The following is a 22563-nucleotide window of genomic DNA, read 5'->3' as shown; positions in this document are numbered from 1 at the left end:
CCATCGTAATCCGGACGGACGTGCCTCGCTCGGGGCGACCTCCCTGCCGGCGTCAGTCGCCCTCCGAGATGCAGAGGTAGACCAGGGTCTGGTTGAGGAGCTGGTAGGCGATCTCGCCGAAGGTCATCGGGCCCACCACGTCGCCGATGCGCCGGCCCTCGAGCTCCAGGTTCACGTAGTTCAGGACGCAGTTGCAGGAGAAGGCGACGCGCCGGCCCAGCCCGGTGGGCAGCGCCGAGGCGAAGGCGCGGACGGAGTCGGGGAGCGGCCGCGCGTGCTGGTACTCCACCCCGGCGAACACCGGCGCGAAGAAGCGGACCTCGCCGCGCTCCCGGTCCACCGACTGGAAGCTGACGTTGATCGAGGCGCCGGCGTAGTCGGCCACCAGGGGCAACCGGGTGTCGAGCCCGCTCCGCTCCAGGTACCCGACCAGCGGCTCCGGACGGCCGTCCACCGCGACCGTCGCTGCCGTGAACCCGGTCTCGGGGAAGGTGAGGGTCGGCCCGTCCCCCCTCTCGAAGACGTTGACGATGCCGAGGTCGGGCACCTTGCCCGGCGCGAGGGAGAGCTGCATCACGATCGCCTGGTCCGACAGCGGCTCGGCGGCGCTGCCGTCGAAGACGCGCGGCGCGGACGCGCCGAGCTCCGACAGGTGGACGCCGGCGATCCAGCCGAAGAGCGGCGCGGTCGCGAACCCCGGGTAGCGCGGGGCGTGGAGCGCGAAGGCGAGGTGGACCCGGCTCCAGCACGGGGCGATCATCGCGGCCAGCGCGCCCTCGGGCAGGTCGGCGTAGACGCGCGAGATCTCCTCCTCGCCGTACCGGCGGATCCCGAGGCAGTCCACGCCGGGCGGCAGGTGCTCCACGAAGATCCGCTCCCGGTCCACCACCCCGCCGGCCTCGGTCATGAAGTAGGGGATGGTGCCCGCGATCCAGCGCCCCGGCGGCAGCCGGCGCAGGAGCGCCTCGTCGCCGGCGAGCAGGAGCGGCTCGTCGCGCCCGAGCAGCGCGGCGACCTCCCCGACCTCGAGCAGCTGCCGGCGTGGCATCCGGCTGACATAACGGCCCGCCCCCCCGCGCCACCAGGCCGGCCCCTCGTCCTCCGGGGTGCCACGCCCGGGCGAGCCGCTGCCGCCGCGGCGGTCCCGCGCTAAAGGAGAGCGGGCGTCGCCGGCACGTCACGGTCGGCGCGCCCGGGTCATGACGTCCGCCGCCGCCGCCACCGCGCCCCGATGCGCGAGAGCGTCCCTGATCCCGCTCGCGCTCACCGGCGCCGCCTGGCTCGCCGCGGCCGCCGTCGGGCCCCGGGCGGCCGGGCTCAGGCTCCTGCTGTTCGTCCCGCCGGCCCTGGTGGCCGCGTACCTCGGGGGGCTGTGGCCCGGGCTCCTGGCGGCCGCCCTCTCGGGGCTGGCCTGCGCCGCGGCCTGGCTGCTGCTCCCCGGCGCGAACTTCGATCCGGTGGCGCTGGCCGGGCTGGTCCTCGTCGGCCTGACCTCGGCCTGGGTGGTGCACGCCTCGCGGCGCAAGCGGGCGGCGGGGCCGGAGGCTCCGCGGGCGGGCAGCCTGCTCGGGCGGCAGCTCCGGCTGACCGCGCTCGAGGCGCAGGCGACGCGGTTCCAGCGCTTCGCGCGCGACGCGCCCATCGGCATCGCCTTCCTCGACGGCGCCGGCGGGCTCGAGTTCGCCAACGACGAGTACCTGCGCATCCTGGGCCGCTCGCGCGCGGAGCTCGAGGCGGAGCGCTTCCGGCTCCAGCGCGGCCCGGCGCCGGAGTGGGCGCAGCCAGGGCTCGGCCCGCGCCACGAGCGCTGGCACGTGCGGCCAGACGGCACGCGGGTGCCGGTGCTGGTCGGGAGCACGCGTCAGGCCGACGGGGTGGCGGTCTTCGTGCTCGACCTCACGGCCGAGAAGGAGGCGCGGCGCGCCCTCGAGGAGAGCGAGGCGCGCTACCGCACGCTGGCCGGAGAGCTGGAGAGCGTGGATCGGCGCAAGGACGAGTTCCTGAGCGTCCTCTCGCACGAGCTGCGCAACCCGCTCGCGCCCATCCGAAACGCGGTCTACCTGCTGAACCGCGGCGCCGCCGCCGATCCCGCCCGCCTGGAGCGGATGCTCGGGGTGATCGATCGGCAGGTGGAGCACCTCGCGCGCATGGTGGACGACCTGCTCGACGTGACGCGCATCACCCGGGGACGGGTCGAGCTCCGCCGGGAGCCGCTCGAGCTCGGCGCGCTGGTGCGCCGCGCCGGGGAGGACCACCGGGCCATGGCCGAGCAGGCCGGCCTCGAGCTCCGGATCGAGGCGCCCGGCGAGCCGCTGTGGGTGGACGCCGATCCGACCCGCATCGCCCAGATCGCGGGCAACCTGCTCCAGAACGCGGTCAAGTTCTCGAAGTCCGGCGGCGCGGTGACGCTGTCGCTGGCCCGGGCCGGCGACGGCGCCGAGCTCCGGGTCCGCGACACCGGGGCGGGCATCGAGCCCGAGCTGCTGGCGCGGGTGTTCCAGCCGTTCGTCCAGGCGGAGCGGACCCTGGCGCGCTCGGCGGGTGGGCTGGGGCTCGGCCTCGCGCTCGTGAAGGGGCTCGCCGAGATGCACGGGGGCAGGGTCGCGGCCGCCAGCGCCGGGCCGGGGATGGGCGCGGAGTTCACGGTCTGGCTGCCGCTGTCCGCGCCGGCCGCCGCCCGGGCGGAGGCGGCGCTGGCGGACACCGCGGCGCCGCGCCGGCTGCGCGTGCTGGTGGTCGAGGACAACCGGGACGTGGCGGACTCGCTCGTGGAGCTGGTGGAGGCCTTCGGACACGAGGTCCGGCTGGCCCACGCCGGTCCGGACGCGCTGGCCGAGGCGCGCGCGGCGCCGCCCGACGTCTTGCTCTGCGACATCGGGCTGCCGGGGATGAGCGGGTACGAGGTGGCGAGCGCGTTCCGGGCGGACCCGGCGCTCCGCGGCGCCCGGCTGGTGGCGGTGAGCGGCTACGCCCAGCCGGAGGACCGGCGCCGGGCGGCCGAGGCCGGCTTCGACGAGCACGTGGCCAAGCCGCCCGATCCCGCCGCGCTCGAGCGGCTGCTGGCGCGGGTGGCGGCGAGCCGGGAGCCCGCGCGCGCCTAGCGCTTGCGCTTCAGGGCCGAGAGGATCTTGGCCTTGCGCTCCGGCACGGCCGCGGGCGCGACCGTGCGAGGCGGCGCCTTGGCCGGCGCCGCGGCCGCCCGCGCCCGGCGGCGAGGGGCGAGGCCGCGCGCGCGCAGCTCGAGGTAGGCCTCGATCTCGTAGGAGAGCAGCTCGATCTGGGCGTCGGACAGGAGCTCGACGCGCGTGAGCGGCGCGGCCCCGGGCAGCGAGGCGCCGAGCCGCATGCGCAGCACGCTCTCCTCGGTCTTGTCGAGCGCCCGCAGCGCCCCCTTCCGCAGCGCGGCCTGGGCCTGTCCCTCGGTGACCACCGCCGTCGCGGACCGCTTCTTTTCCATCGCTCTCCCTTTCCGAGAGCCATGCTAGGCGGCCGCCGGGCCCCGTCCAGTTTTCGTCGCCGGCGGGAGGATCGGAACCCAAGTGATATCGCGCGCTTGCCTACATGTGCGTTCACCGGCCGAGCGGGCGTCTTGCGCCCCGGGGGCGGCGCCGTAAAGAGACCGGCATGGCCGACTGGCGCGAGAACCTGATCGACACGGACGAGGGGATCGGCGCGCTGCTCGCTTCGGTGAAGCGGGTGGCGGTGCTGGGGATCAAGACCGAGGTGGCGGCGGGGCAGCCGGCCCACGACGTGCCGGCGGTGCTGCAGGCGCGCGGGGTCGAGATCGTCCCGGTGCCGGTCTACTACCCCGAGGCGACGGAGATCCTGGGCGAGAAGGTCTACCGGAGGGTGGCGGACGTGCCCGGGGACCTCGACGTCGTCGACGTCTTCCGCCGCCCGGCCGACATCCCGGCGCACGTGGACGACCTGCTCGCGAAGCGGCCGCGGGCGGTCTGGTTCCAGCTCGGGATCAGGAACGACGCGGCGGCCGAGCGGCTCGCCCGCGCCGGCATCCGCGTCGTGCAGGATCGCTGCCTCAAGGTGGAGTGGGCGCGGCACCGCGGCTGACGCGGACGCGGGCCGCGCCGCGACCTCACCCGCGGTTCGTCCCGCCCATGCGGGCCTGGAGCTGCCGGTTCAGGTCCTGCCAGCGCCCCTGGGCCGCGGTGGCCTGGGTGTCGAGGTCCCGCGCCTTCTGCATCGCCTGCGTGTAGTCGTTCTCGGCCTTGGTCACCTTGTTGGTGATGGCCGCGGCGTCGTACTTGCCGGCCGCCGGGATCTGCGACTGCTGCATGGCCTGCAGCTTGGCGTGGTTCACCCGCGCCGCCATGAGGTCCACCCGCTTCTGCGCCGCGTCCACCTCGGCCTGGCGGGCCTCGACGAGCGACTTGGCGTAGTCCAGGTGCGCGTCGGCCGCGTTCTTGTGGAGCGTCGCGGTCTGGGTCAGCTCCTGCCCGCGCTGCTTCTGGCCGGGGTCGTTGCTGTCGCCCGCGATCTTGGTCTCGGCCTGGGCCCGCTTCATGTCGGCGTCGGCCGCGGTCTGGTCGGCCTTCGCCAGATCCTGCTCGTGCTGCACGTCGGTCATGCGCAGCTTCGCGCGGGCCAGCTCGTCCTGCGCCTGCAGCTGCTGCTGCCGCGCGTCGTCCACCTGCTGCGTCTGGTTCGGTTGAAGCCGCCCGTAGTCGGCCTCCGAGACCGTGTCGCCGCCCCGCTCCCCCCGGCTCCCGGCGCAGGCGCCCGCCAGCAGGGCGAGCCCCGCGATGATCGCTCGCTTCATGTGTCCATCCTCCCTTGGACAGAAGCTATGTCGCCTCGGCGCGACGGGGCAGGGCGGGCCGGCGGCGCGCGACCGCGCCTCGGAGGCTAGAGGTAGATGCCGAAGCCGAGCTGGAACGAGGTCTGACTCGCGGTGTAGCCGAAGGGATCGTAGAACCAGCCGTCGCTGCGCCGGTCGCCGCCGCTGAAGCGCTTCCCCTTGAGCTCCATGCTGAAGAAGAAGTCGCGGGTGACGAACAGGTCCACGCCCACCGAGGCGCCGAGCGTGGCGTGCCAGTCGGACAGGGGGTCGATCGACCCGGCTCCGAGCGCCACCCCGACGAACGGCCGGACCTGCCCGCGATCGTTGAAGTCGTACTTGAGCCCGACCTCGACCGAGCGCGCCACCTCGGCGTACTCGAACCCGGCCCGCAGCCGCGCGCCGCCGGTGGGCGGGCGCAGCTCGACGTTGAGCTGGCCCTCGGGGAAGCTGCCGGTGTTGCCGGTGGCCTCGCTGAAGCCGGTGACGCCGAGCGGCATCCAGACCAGGCCGAGGCCGCCGCGCGCCGGCTCGTAGCCGCCCTGCGCCGGCGGCGCCGGCCGGTAGCGCCAGCTGGGCGGCGGCGGCGGCGGGGGCGGCGGCGGGTAGTCCGGGTCGTACTGGCCGAGGGTGGTCGCGAGCAGGAGGGGGAGGAGGATCATGGCGGGGCTCCGGGCTGTGCCCGCCAGAGCGGTGCGAGAGCCGTGCCGGGGGGCCCTCCGCGAGGAAAACCCAGCGCCGCAGCGATGTTCTCGCGCTCCCGGCCGGCGGGCCGGGGAGGCACGGTGTGGCGCGACGGCGTCGCGTGGTCGCGCCGCGCACCCTCCCCGGCCCTCCCGCTCCGCGCGAGAGGGGGGGGCTACGGCGCCTCGGGCTCGGCCGGCTCGGGCTCGCCGGGCTCCGCGCGCTCCGCGGGCGGCTCGCCCTTCTTGCGCAGCCCCACCGCCTCGAGCGCGCGCGCGACGCCGTGGGCCTTCGGCTCGGGCGCGAGCTTCGCGGGCGCCTGCACCGCCGGCACCCGGTCGCCCACCCCGGTCACGGCGGCGTCGAGCGACAGGTCCACCCGGACGCCCGGGTCGTCGCGGGTGCCGAAGGTCGCGCGGAGGTGGACCGCGAGCGGCGCGCCGGTCTCGGCGTCGGCGACGAGCTCGCCCTCGAGCGCCTGCGGGACCCTCCCCTCGAGCAGCCCGAGCCGGCGCCGGGTGTCGTCGTCCGAGGAGAGGCCCGCGGGCGGCGTCGCCGGGGACGGGCGGGCCGCGCCGAGCCGGAGCTCGTACCGCCGCGCGGCGCGCGCCAGCACCCGGAGCTCGCCGGCCGGCGCGAGCTCCAGCGCCGGCCCGCAGAGCCGGGCCACCTGCTCGGCGAGGCCGAAGCTCTCCTCGCGGTGGCGCCGCGCCTCCTCGCCGCGGTCGTTGGGCCGCGCGCGGAAGGCCCCGCCAGCCGGCGACCAGCGCCCGCGCGCGAAGGTCCGCGCGCCGTCGAACACGAGGGTCCGGCCGGTCTCGGCGCCCTGCCAGGTCCCGGGGTCGAGCTCGGTCGAGACCCGGAAGGCGCCCTTCGCCTGCTGCCGGAGCAGGTGCCGCTCCGAGACGTGGATCGGGTGCTCGGGGTCGCTCGCCTTCACCACCGTCCAGGTCGCCGTGGCCTCCCACTCGAACGGGCCGAGGCGCGCCGCCACCTCCCCGGCGTCCATCGCCAGCGAGGCCGCGGGGCGGGACCAGTCGAAGGGGGCGGGCGGCCGGGACGTCGCGGCGCCGGGCGCCTCCGCGCCGCGCTCCGCGCGGGAGCGGCAGGCGGCGGGGAGGAGCGCCAGCGCGCCGAGGAGCGCGGCGAGCGGGAGGCGCGGCATGCGTGGACGGGATCTAGCGCCCCGCCGCGCCGGGCTCACGCCGACCTGCTCGAGGAGCGGCGCGCCACCCGGAAGAGGATCGCCCCGAGCAGGGCGAAGGCGCCGACGCCGAGGACCTGGTAGCCGCCCTGCCCGAGCGCGCGCTCGAGCGCCGGCTGGAGGTTGAGCACGCGGTTCATGAACGCGTCCACGTTGTCGTTCACCTGGAGCAGCGCCACCACCACGCCGGCGAGCGCGCCGCCGGCCACGAGGCCGGTCGCGAAGAGGCTGCCGCCGCCGAGCTCCCCCTCCTCCGCCGGCTCGCCCTTGCGCGCGGCGGCCCAGTCCACGATCCCCTTGATCGCGCCGCCCGCGAAGATGGGGAGCGTGGTGGAGAGCGGCAGGTAGAGGCCGACCGCGAAGGAGAGCGACTTCACCTCGCAGAGCTCCATGGTGATGGCGAAGAAGGCGCCGACCAGGACGAAGGTCCAGTCGAGGTTGAGGGAGAGGAGCCCCTTGATGAGCGTGGCCATGAGCGTCGCCTGCGGGGCCGGGAACTTGTCGGTGCCGATCATGTGCACCACGCCCTGCCGGGCGAGGTCGCCGGTCGGCGTGTCGAGCACCTTCACGGTGACGCCGATGACCAGCGCCGAGACGATGGCGCCCACGAAGAGCGCGAGCTGCTGGTAGCGCGGCGTGGCGCCCACCAGGAAGCCGGTCTTGAGGTCCTGGCTGGTCGCGCCGGCGTTGGCGGCGGCGATGCAGACCATGCCGCCCACCACGAGCGCCATCGGCTCGTAGGCGCTGCCGGTCCAGCCCAGGCCCACGAAGACCATGGCGGTCGCCATCAGCGTCGCGATGGTCATGCCCGAGATCGGGTTCGACGACGACCCGATGATGCCGACGATGCGCGAGGAGACGGTCACGAAGATGAAGCCGAAGGCGATGATCAGGACGGCGATGAAGACCTTGTTGAGGAGGGTCCGGCCCGGGACCTGCGGCAGCAGGGTGAGCAGCACCACCAGGCCGAGGCTGCCGGCGATGACGGTGCCGAAGGAGAGGTCGCGCTCGGTGCGCGAGACCGACGCGGCGGCGGTCTTGTCGCCCATGGACTTGAGCCCGTCGCGCAGCGAGGACCAGATGGTGGGGGCGGTCTTGAGCAGGGTGATGAAGCCGCCCGCCGCCACCGCGCCGGCGCCGACCTGGCGGATGTACGCGTAGTAGACGGCGCGGGCGGTGCTCGCGAAGGCGTGGGTGGCGGGATCCCAGCCGAACTGCGCCGGCTGGTAGCCGACCTTGGGGAGCTGGGTGGCGATGGCGTCGCCCGGGACCAGCACCGCGAGCAGCGGGATGAGGCCGAGCCAGGCGAGCACGCCGCCCGCGACCAGCACGCCGGCGATGCGCGGGCCGATGATGTAGCCCACGCCCAGGTACTCGGGGGTGATCTCGCCGTTCACGGTGGCGGAGGGGAGCCACTTGTTCGCCTGCCGGGTGACGTAGGCCGGCACCTCGGCGATGACGTGGAAGACCTTCTGCAGCACGGCGTAGCCGAGCGCGAACCCGACGCCCTGGAAGGCGGTGCGGGCGAAGTCGCCGCCCTTGTCGCCGGCGATGAGCACCGAGGCGCAGGCGGCGCCCTCGGGGTAGGTGAGCTGCCCGTGCTCCTTCACGATGAGCGACCGGCGCAGCGGGATCATCATCAGCACGCCGAGGATGCCGCCCACCAGCGCCAGCGCGAAGAGCGTGACGTAGCTGAAGTAGCCGGCGCCGATGGAGGAGCCGGTGGCCGGGTCGGCCGAGAGGAACAGGAACCCGGGGAGCGTGAAGACCACGCCGGCCGCGATCGACTCGCCGGCCGAGCCGGCGGTCTGGATGATGTTGTTCTCGAGGATGGTGGTCTTGAGGAACTTGCGGCCGAGCGAGATGGCGATCACCGCGACCGGGATCGAGGCCGACACGGTGAGGCCGGCCTTGAGCGCGAGGTACACGGTCGCCGCGCCGAAGAGGATGCCGAAGCAGGCCCCGGCCACCACCGCCTTCAGGGTGAGCTCGGGCAGGGTCCGGTCGGCGGCCACGTAGGGCTTGAAGGCGGCGGCGGCCGGCCTGGCGGCGGCCGCCTCGGCGACGCCGCTCGCGAGCGGATCGGAGGTGGGGGAGGAGGTGTGGCGCGGGTCGCTCATTCGGTCTCCCTGAACGGAAATGGCCCGAATCTAGAACGGATGACGCGGTGTGGCCAGAACGGGGACGCCCCAGACAGGCCATCGGACATGCGGAGCGCCCCCGAGGGCGCGCCGGTATGCTGCCCTACGTTGCCGGGCCACGACACCATCTCCCCGCGCTCGCGACGCGAGGCCGACGCCGCGCCCGCCCCGGAACGCCCTGGCGGCGCCGCGCCCGAGGCCGTGGACAGCGGCTCGCTCCTCCGCGCCATCAGCGACTCCTCGGACGACGTCATCTACGCCAAGGATCGCGCCGGCCGGCTCCGGTTCGCGAACCCCGCCACGCTCGCCCTCATCGGCAAGCCGCTCGAGGCGGCGCTCGGCAAGACCGACGCCGAGCTCCTCGACGACGCCGAGGCGGCGCGGCGGGTGATGGAGAACGACCGCCGGATCATGGAGACCGGCGCGACCGAGGAGCTGCTCGAGGAGGTCCCGCTGCCGGACGGCACGCGCCGCCTCTGGCTCTCCCAGAAGCGCCCCTGGCGCGACGCGAGCGGCCGGATCGTCGGCCTGTTCGGCATCTCGCGCGACGTCACCGCCCGGAAGCAGGACGAGGAGGCGCTGCGGGAGAGCGAGGCGCGCTACCGGTCGCTCTTCGCCAACATGACCGAGGGGTTCACGCTCGGGGAGACGATCCTCGACGAGCGCGGGGTGCCGGTGGACTTCCGGCTGCTCGAGGTGAACGAGGCCTTCGAGCGGCAGTCCGGGCTCTCGCGGGAGCGGGCGCTCGCGGGCACCATCCGCGAGGTGCTCCCCCAGATCGAGCAGAGCTGGATCGACACCTACGGCCGCGTGGCGCTCACCGGCCAGCCGGTCCGGTTCCGGATGTACAACCGCGACCTCGACCGGCACTTCAACGTGAGCTGCTACTGCCCGTCCCCGGGCCGCTTCGCCGTCCTCTTCAGCGACGAGACCGAGCGCGTCCGCGCCGAGGAGGCGCTGCGCGAGGCCGACCGCCGGAAGGACCACTTCCTGGGCGTGCTCTCGCACGAGCTGCGCAACCCGCTCGCGCCGATCCGCAACTCGGTGTTCCTCCTGCGGCGCGCCCCGCCCGGCGGCGAGCAGTCGCGCCGCGCCGTGGACGTCATCGGGCGGCAGGTGGAGCACCTCACCCGCCTCGTGGACGACCTGCTCGACGTGAGCCGCATCGTGCACGGGAAGGTGAGCCTGCGGCGGGAGCGGCTCGACCTGGTGGAGGTGGCCCGGCGGAGCGCCGAGGACCTGCGCGCGGTCTTCGAGGAGCGGGGGCTGGCGCTCGAGGTGCGGCTGCCCGCCGAGCCGCTCTGGATGCACGCCGACCCGACCCGGCTCGCCCAGCTCGTCGGGAACCTGCTCCAGAACGCGGCCAAGTTCACGCCGGCCGGCGGCCGCGTCGGGCTCACGGTCACGGGCGGCGCGCAGCAGGCGGCGCTCGCGGTCAGCGACACCGGCGTGGGGATCGCGCCGGAGCTCCTGGGGCGCGTCTTCGAGCCCTTCGTCCAGGCCGAGGAGGCGCTGGCGCAGGGGCGCGCCGGGCTGGGGCTCGGGCTCGCCCTCGTGAAGGGGCTCGCCGAGCTGCACGGCGGGACCGCCTCCGCCTCCAGCGAGGGTCCGGGGCGCGGCAGCACCTTCCGCGTGGAGCTGCCGCTCGAGCCGCCGGGCGAGGCGGGAGCGCGCTCGCGGGAGGCGTCGCAGGTGCGGGCGCTGCTCGGCCGCCGGGTGCTGGTGGTGGACGACAACGTGGACGCGGCGGAGTCGCTGGCGGAGCTGCTGGTGCTCTTCGGCCACCAGGTGGAGGTGGCCTTCGACGGGCCGAGCGCCATCGAGAAGGCGCGCGCCCGCCCGCCCGAGGCGGTCCTCTGCGACCTCGGGCTGCCCGGGATGAGCGGCTACGAGGTGGCGCGGGCGCTGCGGCGCGAGTGCGGCGATCGGACCCGGCTCATCGCGCTCTCCGGCTACGCCCAGCCCGGCGACCTGCAGCGCTCGGCCGAGGCGGGCTTCGACGCCCACCTCTCGAAGCCGGCCGACCCGGCCGACATCGAGCGGCTGCTGGCGTAGGGGCGGAGGCGCGAGGAACGGATGGAGGCGTCGCTCCGCGCGGAGTAAAGAGGAGCCCATCCACGATGGAAGGGAGCCTCGCCTGGGCCTGCGCAACGCCGTCGAGCTGGTGATCCTCGCCGCCCTCTGGGGCGGGTCGTTCCTCTTCATGCGGGTGGCCGCCCCGGAGCTCGGGCCGGTGACGCTCGCGGGCCTGCGGCTCGGGATCGCCGCCCTCGTCATCGTGCCGCTGCTCGCGGCCACCCGCGGCTTCGGCGATCTGCGGGGGCGGCTCTGGCCGGTGCTGGTGGTGGGCGCGCTCAACTCGGCGCTCCCGTTCTGCCTGCTCACCTACGCCACCCTCTCGGTGACGGCCGGGTTCGCCTCCATCCTCAACGCCACCACGCCGCTCTGGGGCGGGCTCGTGGCCCACTTCTGGCTGCGCGACCGGCTCGACCGGAGCCGCGCCGCCGGCCTCGCGGTCGGGTTCGCCGGGGTTGCCTTCCTGGTCTGGGGGCGGGCCTCGTTCAAGCCCGGGGGCGCCGGGCTGGCGGTGGTGGCGGCGCTCCTCGCCACGCTCTCCTACGGCGTGGCGGCGAGCTTCACCAAGCGGCGGCTCGCCGGCGTGAACTCGCTCGCGGTGGCCGCCGGCAGCCAGGCCGCCGCCGCGCTCCTGCTCCTGCCGGCGGCGCTCTGGGCCTGGCCGGCGCACCCGGTCTCGGCGCGGGCCTGGATCTCGGTGACGCTCCTCGCCGTGCTCTGCACCGCCTTCGCGTACGTGCTCTTCTTCCGGCTCATCGCCCACGTGGGACCGGCCCGGGCCGTCTCGGTGACCTTCCTCATCCCCCCCTTCGCGGTGCTCTGGGGCGCGGTCTTCCTCGGCGAGCCGCTCACCTCCCGGATGGTCCTCGGGTCGGCGGTGATCTTCACCGGCACGGCGCTCGCCACCGGGCTCGCGCGGCTGCCGGGGAGAGAGGCGGCGACGCCGGCGCGGGCGGGGTGAGCGGCGGCTACAGGTACTCGCAGAGGTAGGCGACCGGCCCGAGCGCCTTCACGTCGAAGCCGCTCTTGCCGGCCACCTCGAAGGTGGTGCCGGCCGGGTAGAGCTGCCAGCTCGCCTCGCCCGGCGGGCGCACGAAGAGCTCGCCCGACACGAGCGTCACCCGCTCGGCGGCGTCGGTGCCGAAGTGGAACTCGCCCGGCGAGATGACGCCGATGGTCTGCCGCTGGCCGAGCCGCTCGTAGCCGAGGCTCTGCACCAGCCCGTCGAAGTAGACGTTGTGCTTCAGCATGCGCCGCCCTCCGCCGCGCCGAGGAGGGCGCGGAGCTCGTCCGCCATGGCCGCCACGTCCTCGAGGCGCGTGGCGGGGTTCATGAGCGCGAGCCGGAGCCAGCGCCGGCCGCGGAACAGGGTGCTCGAGACGTAGTGGCGCCCCTGCGCGAGGAGCCGCCGCCGGAGCTCGAGCTGCCGCTCGTCGCTCCCGGCCACCCGGAAGCAGACGATGTTGCTCTCCGGCGCCACCGCCACCTCGAAGCCGGGGGTGCGCGCGAGGAGCGCCGCCGCCTCGGCGGCGAGCGCGGTCTGCCGCTCCACGTAGCGCGCCAGCGCCCCCTCGCCCTCGGCGGCGAGCGCGAGGAACAGCCGCAGCCCGAGCGCCGCCTTGGTGCACTCCACGGTGCGGTGGAGGAAGTCGAAGCCGGGCTCGTCCTTCTCGTGGAAGAGGTAGCTCGCGTCCTGCTGGAAGGCGCCGTCGAGGGTCCGGTGGTCGCGCACCAGCACCGCCGCGCAGACGGTCGGCGTGCGCAGCATCTTGTGCGCGTCCCAGACCACCGAGTCGGCGAGCGCGATCCCGTCGAGCCGGTGGCGCAGCCGCTCGGAGAGGAGCGCCGAGGCGCCGTGCGCGCCGTCCACGTGGAGCCAGAGGCCGCGCTCGCGGCAGAGCGCGCCCACCTCGCGCAGGGGGTCGTAGAGCCCGGCCGCGGTGCTGCACGCGCTCGCCACCACCGCCATGACGGCGCGCCCCTCGTCGCGGAGGGCGTCGAGGGCGGCCGGGAGCCGGTCGGGCACGAGCCGGCCGTCGGCGTCGCAGGGGGCGGCGCGGAGGGCGCCCTGGCCCAGGCCGAGGATCCCCACCGCCCGGCTGATGGAGTAGTGCGCCGCCTCCGGCGCCAGCACGGCGAGGCGGGCGCCCACGCCGTCGCGCCAGGCCGACGGGGCGGCGCGGGCGCGGGCGGCGGCGAGCGCGGTGAGGTTCGCGAGGGAGCCGCCGTGGGTGAGGACGCCCCCGCCGTGCGGCGCCGGGGAGGGCGGCGCGGGGGGCAGGGGCGCCGGCGTGAAGCCGACCTTGGCGAGCATCCAGTCGAGGACGGCGAACTCGATGGCCGCCGCGGCCGGCCCCATCTCGTAGATCGCCATCGCGTTGCCGGTGACGCCGTCCACGAGCGAGCCCACGGCGCCGAGCGGCTCGGGCACCGCCACCTGGTGGGCGAAGTAGCCCGGGTGGTGCAGCCGCGTGGTGGCGCCGAGGTAGCGCGCGAGGAACTCCCGGAAGGGCGCGCCGGAGAGCCCTCCCTCCCGGATCCAGCGGGCCACCTCGAGGCCGGCCGCGAGCTCGCGCAGGGGCGGCTGCGAGAGCACGGGCCCCCGGCCCTCGGCGGACTCGCGCAGGTAACGGGCGAGCGCCTCGACGGCGGCGTGGGCGTCGGCCTCGAAGCGCGCGAACGGGTCGGCCATCGCCGGCCGTCATAGCCGGTCGGGGCGGCCGGCGCGAGATCCCGTCTCCGGGCGCCCCGCGAGAGGCGTCCTGGGGCGCCGATCACCGCGAAAGGAAGGTGCCGTGGGGTGGGAGCCGTGTCCTAGACGATCTCGCGCCGCGGCGCGCCGGCCGCGACCTCGTCGAACCCGACCCGGCCGCCCGACCAGAGGATCCGGTCGCAGGCGTGGAGCAGGGCCTGGAGCCCCTCGCGCGTGACCGCCGAGACCGGGACGCCCTCGGCGAGCGGGGGCGGGGTGCCGGGCGGCAGCCGGTCCATCTTGTTGAGGACCAGGAGCCGCGGCTTCCCGGTGAGCTCGAGCTCGGCCAGGATCTTCTCCACCGCCGCCACCTGCGCGTCGAGGTTCGGATCGGAGGCGTCCACCACGTGGAGCAGGAGGTCGGCGTCCTCGAGCTCCTCGAGCGTGGCGCGGAAGGCGGTGACGAGGTCCTCCGGCAGGTCGCGGATGAAGCCCACCGTGTCGGTGATGATCACCTCGCGGTCGCGCGGGAAGCGGAGCCGGCGGCTGGTCGGGTCGAGGGTGGCGAAGAGCTTGTTCTCCGCCAGCACGTCCGACGCGGTGAGCGCGTTGAGCAGGGTGGACTTGCCGGCGTTGGTGTAGCCGACGATCGAGAGGATGGGCAGGCCGTTGGCGTTGCGCTGCTTGCGCCGCACCTGCCGGCTCGCCGACACCTGGTCGATGCGCCGCTCGAGTGCGGTGATCCGGTCGCGCACGCGGCGGCGATCGATCTCGAGCTTGGTCTCGCCGGGGCCGCGGCCGCCGATGCCGCCGGCGAGGCGCGAGAGCGAGTCGTCGCGGCCGACGAGGCGCGGGTAGAGGTACTTGAGCTGCGCCAGCTCCACCTGGAGCTTGCCCTCGGCGCTCTGCGCCCGCTGGGCGAAGATGTCGAGGATGAGCTGGGTGCGGTCGAGGATCTTGAGCGCGGTGGCGTCGGCGATGTTGATGGCCTGCGAGGGCGAGAGGTCGGCGTCGAAGATGATGACGTCGGCCATGAGCTGCATCGAGCGCAGCAGGATCTCGTCGAGCTTCCCCTTGCCGATGAGGTAGCGCGGATCGGGCTCGCGCCGCATGGCGAGGAGCGCGTCCACCACCTCCACGCCGGCGGTGCGCGAGAGCTCCTTCAGCTCCTCGAGCGAGGACTCGGCCTCGGCGCGCCCACGCCCCTTGCCGCGCCCCTTGGTGCTGCCGCCCACGCCCACCAGGATGGCCCGCTCGCGGCCGGAGGTCTTGCGCAGGGCGGAGCTGGCCCGGGCGAGCTCGTCCTCGAGCGCGAGGGTGTTCTGGAGCGCGTCGTAGAAGCCGGCGTCGAAGACGGTGGGGACGGTCTCGTCCTTCCACATCTCGCCCGAGGCGCCCGGGAGCAGGTGGGCGAAGTGGAGCTTGCCGGGGAGCCCGGAGTCGAGCACCTCGATGGCGGCCACGAGGTCGAGCCGCAAGAGCGCGAGGTCGGTGTGGTCGTCCCGGGTGATGGCCTCGCCGTTCAGGTGGGTGTGCACGAGCCGCAGGCCGCGGAGGCGGTAGCTGCCGGCGCGGGCGCGGCCGATGTCCGGGAGGTCGAGCTTGCGGGCGTCGCCGACGACGACGCTCTGCACGTCCCCCTTGCGATCGAGCAGGACGCCGACCTGGCGTCCGGTCTCCCGGGAGATCTCGGTGAGGTGACGGGCCAGCTCCGGCGAGACGATGTCCTCCGCCGGGACGCGGCGGCGGTAGGTGCGGCGGAGGGCGTGGAGCTGCGAGGGCTTGAGTCCGAGGGTGTTGCCGGAGACTTCTTGCATGCGGTGACCGAAACATAGCGGGCCGCGCCCTCGGGGGCGAGCCCATCCGGGTGGGTGGCGCGCGCCGAGGGCGGGGGGGCGCCCCGGCCCTCGCCCGCTCGCTAGGGCTCCCCGGCGGGATCCCGCCGCATGCGGCACTGCCGGTCGAGCTCCGCGAGCCGGGGCACGAGCTCGGAGTGCTGCTGCACGCGGAAGATGTACTCGAGCTCGAGCAGTCCCTTCCAGCGCACGCGCGACCTCGACGAGGCCGCTCACTTGCCGGGCATGCGTCCTGGGCGCCAGCCACAGGCGGGGGGCGAGGGGACCTCTCGCCGCGCCGGCGGCCCCGGCGGCCGCGCCGATCCGGGTGAGGAGGCTGGCCCCTCACCCGGGCGGCCGAGGCGCTACTTCAGGACGGCGTCCACCTTGGCGCCCGCCTGGTCGGCGGCCGCGTCGGCCTTCTGCGCGCCGGCGTCCACCTTCTCGGCCGCCTTGGCCTTCGCGGCGGCGGCCTTCTGGTGCGCCTTGGCCTTCACCTTCGAGGCCTTGTCGTGCGCCTTCGCCTTGAGCGCCGCCTTCTGCGCCGCGACGTCGGTCTTGGGCTGGGACTGCTCGGCCACCTTCGCCTTCACGGCGGTGACCTTCTGCTCGCCGGCGGCCTTGGCCGCCTCGGTCTTCGTCGAGACCTCGGTGGCCGTCGCGGTCTTCACCTTGGTGGCCTCGGCGCCGGCGGCGGTCTGGGCCTTGGCGGCCTCGGTCGCCGTGGCGGTCTTCACGGCGGCGGACTCGGCGGCGACGGCGCCCTTGGCCTGGTTGGCCTGGTCCTGGAGGGCGCTGGCGGACGGCACCTGCGCGAGCGCGGGGGCGGAGAGGAGGAAGGAAGCGGCGAGGGCGGCAGCGGTCTTCATGGCGGGAGCTCCTGGTTTCGTGGGGTCGGTGCGGCAGCGGACGACGGTGACGCTGAGCAAACGGCGTGCCCGACGGTACGCCCGCCGCCCGCGCCGAGTTTCGGGCACTTGGGATGCCCCGCTCGCGCGAGGGTGTGGCGAAACGGGGCGGCGCGGCCCGCGCGGGCGCGCCCGCGGCCGCTCACCGCGCGAGGGTGACCGCGAGCTTCACGAGCGTGTCGCTGCGGCAGGTCGTGGTCCGGCGCGCGGCGGCGAGCGGCGGCTTCTCCACGCGGACCTCGACCTGGGCCCCCGGCGCGCAGGTCACCGAGGCGAGGAGCGGCGTCTCGCCGAGGTCGCGCCCGTCCACGAGGACCCGGGCGCCGGGTGGGGTCGAGTCCACCGACAGGCCGAAGCCGTGGAACGGCAGCGTCACCTCCCCGGTCGCGGGATCGCGCTGCTCGGACCGCGGGGCGATGGTGCTGCTCCGCTCCCAGCCGCGCCGGACCTCGGCCTGCTCGGCCTCGGAGAGGACCGGCTTTGCCGGCTGCGGGTCGGGCGTCGCCTGCGCGGACGGGCTCGCGGGGGCGAGCTGGTGCTCCGCCACCTTGGCGAGGCCGAAGGCGAGCCCCACCGCGACGGCGGCGTACAGCACGATGCGGCGCATGGGGCGCGAGAGGTCGTCGGGCACGGCGGTCACCGGGGCCCTGGGGAGGGCAGCACCTCCACCTGGTAACCGGCCTTCTCGAGCGAGGGGCGCACGCGCGCCTCGTCCCCCACCACGGCGATCACCTCGCGCCCCGTCCCCAGCGACCGGGCGGCCCGCTCGATCCGCTCGGGGTCGAGCGAGGCCACCGCGGCGGCCTGCCGCTCGTAGACGTCGGGGTCGGCGCCGTCGAGCGCGGCCTCGACCAGCCGGTCCACGACGTCCTGCACGGTGGAGAACCGGAACGGCTGGTGGCCCGCGATGCTCCAGCGCAGGAACTCGGCGTGCTCCGGCATCACCGGCGCCGCCGCTTCGTCGGCCAGCCCCTCGAGCACGGCCGAGAGCGCCCGGCCGGCGGCGTCCGGCGCCGACCAGTAGGAGAGCTGCAGCGCTCCACCCGCCGCCGACCCTCGGGGCGAGACGAGCGGCGTCGCGACCCCGCTCCCCGCCTCGCGCTCGAGGCGCAGCTGGAGATCGAGCTCGACGGCCCCGGCCGCGACGACGTCGGAGGACGCGACCGGGGGCGGCATCCGGGTCCAGACGAACGTCAGCGCCCGCGTGGCGTCCTTCGCCGGGACGAGCAGGATCGCTCGCCGCTCCGGGAAGCGCGAGGAGCGCGCCGCAGGCAGCGGGCCGCGAGGAGCGTCGCCCGCCTGCCAGGCCTCGAACCTCCGGCGGACGAGCGGCACCAGCTCGGAGTCCGCCGGCAGGTCCCCGCCGAGCACCAGGGTGGCGTGGTCCGGCCGGAACTCGGTCGCGAGCCAGGCGTCGGCGTCGCTCGCCGTGATGGCCGCCAGGGTCTTCTTGCGGAGCACCACCTGCTCCGCGCTGCCGGGGAACAGCCTCTCGACGGACTCCACGGCGGCCGCCGTGGCGGTAGGGATCGATTCCAGGGCGTCCGCCCACTGCTTGCGGTGGGTGGAGAGGTCGGAGGCGCGGGTGGCCTGCTTCTCGGAGACGCAGGCGAGCTCGTCGAGGACGAGGGCGAGCTCGTTCGAGAGCCCCTGCGAGTGGAAGACCACGCCCTGCGGAAGGTGGCGCGGGCTCGGCGCGGTGCAGCCCGACCCCGCGCCGATGAAGTTCGCGTCCGGCGCGGCGGCGGCCAGGGCGAGCTCCGCCAGCCCGCGCGGCGAGGGTCCCGCGCGCACCGCCAGCGCCGCGCTGACCTTGGGGAACCCCGGCCGGCGGTAGACGACCACCTCGAGACCGCTGGCGAGCCGGAAGCGGTGCGCCGTGTCGAGCCCGGGAGCGGGCGCGACGCTCCGGGCGTCGTAGGTGCCGCCGGGCGGGAGCCGGAGGAGTCCCACGGGCGGGCCATCGATCGGGACTTCGGCCGGCCGCTCGGGGATGGACGCGCCCGGCAGCGGCTCGACGAGCAGCGCGCCCATCCGCGCCGGCGTGAGCCACCGCTCGAGGTACGGTCCGAGGTCCTCGAGCAGCCGATCCACGCGCCTGCGCCTCCAGGTGCCGAGCGCGTCGGCTTCGCCCGTGACCCGGAGCATCTGCACGATCTCTCCAGGACGCGGGTCCTCCATCCACCAGAACGACGCGCGCCGGACGCGGCGGACCTCCGCCGGGCGGGCCCGAAGCTTCGGGTCCCGGGCGCGGAGGCGGGCCACGAGCGGGCCGGCGTCCTCCTTGCGCGCCAGGTCGAGCCGGACGGCCAGCACGTTCGCGGCGACCTCGTGGCGCACGAGGATCTCCTTCAGCCGGCCGGTCGAGCCCACCGCGCCCGGGAGCCACCGCCGGACGACCTCCGCCGCGACCTCCACCCCCACGTCGTCCTGCCCGGCGAACCCGGGCAGGGCCCAGGTGAGCCAGAGCTGAGGGCCCTCGGCCAGCCCGCGCCGCACCGCCAGCTCCGGGGAGCCGTCCGGAGGCTTCCGGAGCGGCTTCGGGGGTCCGGCGGGATCGCGGCGCGCGCCGGTGGCGAGGTCGCCGAAGGCCCGCGCGACCTCCGCGGCGAAGGCGGGCGGGGCGCCCGGGCCGGTGACCGCGAGCACGAGCCGCTCGGGCCTGAAGTGATCGGCGCAGAAGGCGCGCACGTCGGCGAAGGTGATCGCGGCGAGGGAGGCGGGTGTGCCGAGCGCGGGCCGGCCAGGCGGCGTCCCCGCCAAGGCGTGCTCCAGGGCCCACTCCGCATCGGGCTCCTCGAGGGCCCGCTGGGCCGCGCCGAGCTGCTCGGCCTTCGCCGCCGCGAACTGCGCCTCCGTGATCCCGGCCAGCGGATCCCGGAGTCGATCCGCCTCCACGGCGAGGAGCCCGGCCACCCGGGACGGCAGCGCCGCCGCCCAGAGCTCGAGGCTGTCCCGCTCGACGCTGGCGCCGAAGCGCGGGGTCTGCTGGAACATCCGCTGCTGGTAGGTCCGCGCGCCGCCCGCGCCGCGCTCGACCAGCCGCACCGCCAGCGCCGCGAGCCCCTCCTTTCCAGGAGGATCGTCGGCGGAGCCGCCCACGTACGAGGCCGTGAAGGAGGATACCCCCAGCCCCTTGAACTGGTACGCGAGCGCCCGCAGCCCGGTCGGGAAGGGGGCGAAGTGACCGCCGTACGGCACGGGCGGCAGCGGAGGCTGGGCGGCCGCCGCCGCGACGCCGGCCCACGTCGAGATCGCGATCGATGCGGCCGCGAGCGCGCGGCGCCAGGTGTGCATGAGCTCCCCCCCCCCGAGCCCGGGATGCTAGCACGCAGGGTCCGCCCGGGGCGCGACGCAGGGTCCGGCCGATGCCGCGGGCGCGACCGTCCGCGCGCCGAGTTTAGACGGACCCGGGTGCGTAACGACCCAGGCACACGGAGAGAAAAACACAGGCCCTACTTCGGGGGAGGGCTGGCACGCTCTTCGCTCCCGGTCCGAGCCTCACGATCCGAGGCCCCTGGATGGAAGCGCTCACCCCCTGCCCGATCCCCCGCCCGTTCGGCGGCGCCGGCCCGCGTCCGCGGGTGGCGCTGGTGCGCGGCGTGAGCGAGGGCAGCTTCCTCGAGCGGTACCGCCGTGGGGCCGAGGAGATGGCGGACGACCTCGGCATCGAGCTCGTCACCTGGGACGCCCGCGGCGACCCGGGCGCGCTGCCGGACCTCGTCCGGGCGGCGGCGCGGGGCGGGGCGCAGGCGCTGGTCGTGGATCACGGGCAGGGAGAGCGCCTGCGAAGCGCGGTCGAGGAGGTGCTGGCGCAGGGGGTGCGGGTGGTCGCCTTCGACACCGCCATCGACCATCCCGAGGTCCCCGAGGTCGAGCAGGACGACTTCCTGATCGGTCATGTCATCTGCACCCGGCTCGCGCAGGACACCGCGGGCCGGGCGGCGGTGATCCACGTCACCGCCGACGGCTTCGCGCCCCTCGCGCGGCGCGAGCGGGCCTGGGAGGCGCATCGCTGGCGCCACCCCGGCCTGCGGGAGGTGGCCCGGATCGAGGCGAACGCCGCGAACGCCGCCGCCGACGCCGAGGCGCGGGTCGGGCAGGCCCTGCGGGCGCACCCCGAGACCACCGCGATCCTGGCCCTGTGGGACGAGTTCGCCGAGGGCGCCGTCCGCGCCGTCGAGCGGGCGGGGCTGCGCGGGAAGGTGCGCGTCTACTCGGTGGACGTCGCCGACCGCGACATCCGGCGCATGCGCGAGCCCGGCTCTCCCTGGGTGGCCACCGCGGCGACCGACGCCCGCGCCATCGGGCGCCTCGCGGTGCGGGCCGCCGCCGCGCTCCTCGCCGGCGCGCCCGTGGAGAGGCACCTGCTGCTGGAGCCGCGCCTCGTGACCCGGGAGCTCCTGGTGGAGCAGGGGATCACCGGGATGGAGGCGCTGGTCCAGGCGCTGCCCTCGCTGGGCGAGAGCCGGCTCGTCTGGCCGGCCTGGATGGAGGCCCTCCTGATCTCGCGCGGCCGGATCCTCCCGGCGTCGCGCCTCTCGCCGGACCAGCTCGTGGGCCAGCTCCGCCGCGCGCTCGGGAGCCTGGAGGCCCGCAACCGCGAGCTGCAGGCCACCGCCGGCGACCTCCAGCGGGCGCGCGACGAGCTGCAGCGCCACGCGCAGGAGCGCAGCTCCCGGCTGGTGCACGCCGAGGCCAAGCTGGCGCAGTCGAGCCGCTACCTGGAGAAGATCGTGGACGCGGTCGCCGACCCGGTCTTCGTGAAGGATCGCCAGCACCGCCTCGTGCTGGTCAACGACGCGCTGAGCCGGCTCCTGGGGCGCGACCGCGCCGACATCCTCGGGCGGACCGACTACGACTTCCTGCCCAAGGCGGAGGTGGACGTCTTCTGGGAGAAGGACGAGCTGGTCTTCACGACCGGCGAGGAGAACGTCAACGAGGAGCAGCTCACCTCGGCCGACGGCGAGACCCACGTCATCGTCACCAAGAAGACCCTCTACGCCGACGAGCGCGGCGACATCTTCATCGTCGGCATCATCCGCGACGTGACCGAGGCCCGCCGGCTCGAGGAGCGGCTCCGGCAGTCGCAGAAGATGGAGACGGTCGGGCTGCTCGCCGGCGGGGTGGCCCACGACTTCAACAACCTGCTCACGCCGATCCTCGGGTACGCGCCGCTGCTCCTCGAGGCGATGCCGGCGGAGCACCCCGACCGCGAGATGGTGACGGCGATCCAGGACGCCGCCGGGCGGGCCAAGGACCTCACCCGCCGCCTCCTCACCTTCAGCCGCAAGCAGGTGATCGAGCCGCGGGTGCTCGACCTGCGCGAGCTCGTCCGCGGCGCCGAGCGCATGCTGCGCCGGACCATCCGCGAGAGCGTGCAGATCGAGGTCGCGCTGCCGGACCAGCTCGGCAAGGTGCGGGCCGATCCCGGGCAGCTCGAGCAGGTGCTCCTCAACCTCGCCATCAACGCCCAGGACGCGATGCCCGAGGGCGGCCGCCTCCAGATCGAGGCGCGGGACGTGGGGCCCGGCGACGCGCTCGCCGGCGCCGACCAGCCCCCCGGCGAGGGCGCCTGGGTGCTGCTCCGGGTGAGCGACACCGGCGCCGGCATGGACCCGCGCACGCTCGAGCACGTCTTCGAGCCCTTCTTCACCACCAAGGAGCTGGGGCGCGGGACCGGCCTCGGGCTCTCGACGGTCTACGGCATCGTGGAGCAGCACGGCGGCTCGATCACGGTGCAGTCGGCCCGGGGGGAGGGGACGGTCTTCCGGGTCCACCTGCCGCGGGTGGCCGAGGAGCCCGTGCCCGCCGCCCCGCCCGCCTGCGCGCGCGCGGCCGGCCGCGGGACGGAGGTGGTGCTGGTGGTGGAGGACGACCCGATCGTCCGGTCCCTGGTGAGCCGCCTCCTGCGCGGGTTCGGCTACCAGGTGCGGACGGCCGAGGGCGGCGAGGAGTGCCTCGCCCGGATGGGAGACGGCGCCACCCCGGTGGATCTGCTCCTCACCGACGTGGTGATGCCGAGGATGAACGGGCGCGAGCTCTACGAGCGGCTCCGGGAGCGGCGCCCCGGCCTCAAGGTGCTCTTCATGTCGGGGTACGCGAGCGACGTGATCGGCCGGCACGGCGTGGAGGACGACGGCGACGCGGTGGGGTTCCTGCAGAAGCCGTTCACGGCGGCCGACCTGGCCGCGCGGGTGCGGCAGGCGATCGACGGGGGCTGAGGCC

Annotated in this window: 18 protein-coding genes; 5 read left to right on the top strand and 13 right to left on the bottom strand. The window is 75.3% G+C overall.

The window, feature by feature from the left end; all coding sequences use genetic code 11:
- Positions 1-52: 52 nt before the first annotated feature.
- Positions 53-1048 (bottom strand): DUF6976 family protein, encoded by a 996-nt coding sequence (locus tag AMPC_RS13595; protein ID WP_248341820.1) that lies wholly within the window; start codon positions 1046-1048, stop codon positions 53-55.
- A gap of 151 nt (positions 1049-1199) precedes the next feature.
- On the opposite strand from AMPC_RS13595, the gene AMPC_RS13590 reads away from it, so the two are divergent.
- Positions 1200-3101 carry a hybrid sensor histidine kinase/response regulator gene (locus AMPC_RS13590; RefSeq protein WP_248341819.1) on the top strand — a complete coding sequence of 634 codons (1902 nt, stop codon included), beginning with the start codon at positions 1200-1202 and terminating at the stop codon, positions 3099-3101.
- Here the strand turns inward: AMPC_RS13590 and AMPC_RS13585 are convergent.
- On the bottom strand, positions 3098-3457 hold the full coding sequence (locus AMPC_RS13585; protein WP_248341818.1) for a hypothetical protein: 360 nt from the start codon (positions 3455-3457) through the stop codon (positions 3098-3100). The genes AMPC_RS13590 and AMPC_RS13585 overlap by 4 nt on opposite strands.
- Before the next feature lie 167 nt (positions 3458-3624).
- Between AMPC_RS13585 and AMPC_RS13580 the strand changes: the two genes are divergently transcribed.
- A complete protein-coding gene (locus tag AMPC_RS13580; protein WP_248341817.1) occupies positions 3625-4068 on the top strand; it encodes a CoA-binding protein in 444 nt (147 codons plus the stop codon).
- A 25-nt stretch (positions 4069-4093) separates the two neighbouring features.
- Here AMPC_RS13580 and AMPC_RS13575 read toward each other — a convergent pair whose 3' ends face one another.
- From AMPC_RS13575 to AMPC_RS13560, 4 genes are all read right to left on the bottom strand, one after another.
- Positions 4094-4777: a hypothetical protein gene (locus AMPC_RS13575; protein WP_248341816.1), complete on the bottom strand. Its 684-nt coding sequence runs from the start codon at positions 4775-4777 to the stop codon at positions 4094-4096.
- An 86-nt stretch (positions 4778-4863) separates the two neighbouring features.
- The gene (locus tag AMPC_RS13570; protein WP_248341815.1) at positions 4864-5457 is read right to left on the bottom strand and encodes a hypothetical protein; all 594 of its coding nucleotides are present in this window, start codon (positions 5455-5457) and stop codon (positions 4864-4866) included.
- 197 nt (positions 5458-5654) lie between these two features.
- A complete protein-coding gene (locus AMPC_RS13565; protein ID WP_248341814.1) occupies positions 5655-6644 on the bottom strand; it encodes a hypothetical protein in 990 nt (329 codons plus the stop codon).
- A 35-nt stretch (positions 6645-6679) separates the two neighbouring features.
- A complete protein-coding gene (locus tag AMPC_RS13560; RefSeq protein WP_248341813.1) occupies positions 6680-8803 on the bottom strand; it encodes an OPT family oligopeptide transporter in 2124 nt (707 codons plus the stop codon).
- A gap of 129 nt (positions 8804-8932) precedes the next feature.
- Here AMPC_RS13560 and AMPC_RS13555 point away from each other — a divergent pair, with 129 nt between their 5' ends.
- Together AMPC_RS13555 and AMPC_RS13550 are read left to right on the top strand one after the other, a co-directional pair.
- Positions 8933-10879, top strand: coding sequence for a PAS domain-containing hybrid sensor histidine kinase/response regulator (locus AMPC_RS13555; RefSeq protein WP_248341812.1), 1947 nt, complete (start codon positions 8933-8935; stop codon positions 10877-10879).
- Between the two features lie 109 nt (positions 10880-10988).
- Positions 10989-11861: a DMT family transporter gene (locus AMPC_RS13550; RefSeq protein ID WP_248341811.1), complete on the top strand. Its 873-nt coding sequence runs from the start codon at positions 10989-10991 to the stop codon at positions 11859-11861.
- Positions 11862-11868: 7 nt separating this feature from the next.
- Here AMPC_RS13550 and ppnP read toward each other — a convergent pair whose 3' ends face one another.
- The 7 genes from ppnP to AMPC_RS13520 form a co-directional block, all read right to left on the bottom strand.
- The gene (gene ppnP / locus AMPC_RS13545) at positions 11869-12150 is read right to left on the bottom strand and encodes a pyrimidine/purine nucleoside phosphorylase (protein WP_248341810.1); all 282 of its coding nucleotides are present in this window, start codon (positions 12148-12150) and stop codon (positions 11869-11871) included.
- Positions 12144-13592, bottom strand: coding sequence for a pyridoxal phosphate-dependent decarboxylase family protein (locus AMPC_RS13540; RefSeq protein ID WP_248341809.1), 1449 nt, complete (start codon positions 13590-13592; stop codon positions 12144-12146). The genes ppnP and AMPC_RS13540 overlap by 7 nt, the downstream gene beginning before the upstream one ends.
- Positions 13593-13714: 122 nt before the next feature.
- The gene (gene hflX / locus AMPC_RS13535; RefSeq protein ID WP_248341808.1) at positions 13715-15409 is read right to left on the bottom strand and encodes a GTPase HflX; all 1695 of its coding nucleotides are present in this window, start codon (positions 15407-15409) and stop codon (positions 13715-13717) included.
- A 101-nt stretch (positions 15410-15510) separates the two neighbouring features.
- Positions 15511-15639, bottom strand: a complete 129-nt coding sequence (locus tag AMPC_RS20435) for a hypothetical protein (protein WP_256466063.1) — start codon at positions 15637-15639, stop codon at positions 15511-15513.
- Positions 15640-15792: 153 nt separating this feature from the next.
- Positions 15793-16296: a hypothetical protein gene (locus tag AMPC_RS13530; RefSeq protein ID WP_248341807.1), complete on the bottom strand. Its 504-nt coding sequence runs from the start codon at positions 16294-16296 to the stop codon at positions 15793-15795.
- Between the two features lie 181 nt (positions 16297-16477).
- A complete protein-coding gene (locus AMPC_RS13525; protein ID WP_248341806.1) occupies positions 16478-16975 on the bottom strand; it encodes a PEGA domain-containing protein in 498 nt (165 codons plus the stop codon).
- Positions 16972-19632 carry a M16 family metallopeptidase gene (locus tag AMPC_RS13520; protein WP_248341805.1) on the bottom strand — a complete coding sequence of 887 codons (2661 nt, stop codon included), beginning with the start codon at positions 19630-19632 and terminating at the stop codon, positions 16972-16974. Before AMPC_RS13520 ends, AMPC_RS13525 begins: the two co-directional genes overlap by 4 nt.
- Before the next feature lie 224 nt (positions 19633-19856).
- Here AMPC_RS13520 and AMPC_RS13515 point away from each other — a divergent pair, with 224 nt between their 5' ends.
- Positions 19857-22559 (top strand): substrate-binding domain-containing protein, encoded by a 2703-nt coding sequence (locus tag AMPC_RS13515; protein WP_248341804.1) that lies wholly within the window; start codon positions 19857-19859, stop codon positions 22557-22559.
- The last annotated feature ends 4 nt before the right edge of the window (positions 22560-22563 follow it).

This window comes from Anaeromyxobacter paludicola (assembly GCF_023169965.1).
In the GTDB taxonomy this organism is placed as follows: domain Bacteria; phylum Myxococcota; class Myxococcia; order Myxococcales; family Anaeromyxobacteraceae; genus Anaeromyxobacter_B; species Anaeromyxobacter_B paludicola.
The sequence above is the reverse complement of the archived record's forward strand: the minus strand, read 5'-3'. Positions and strand labels throughout refer to the sequence as shown.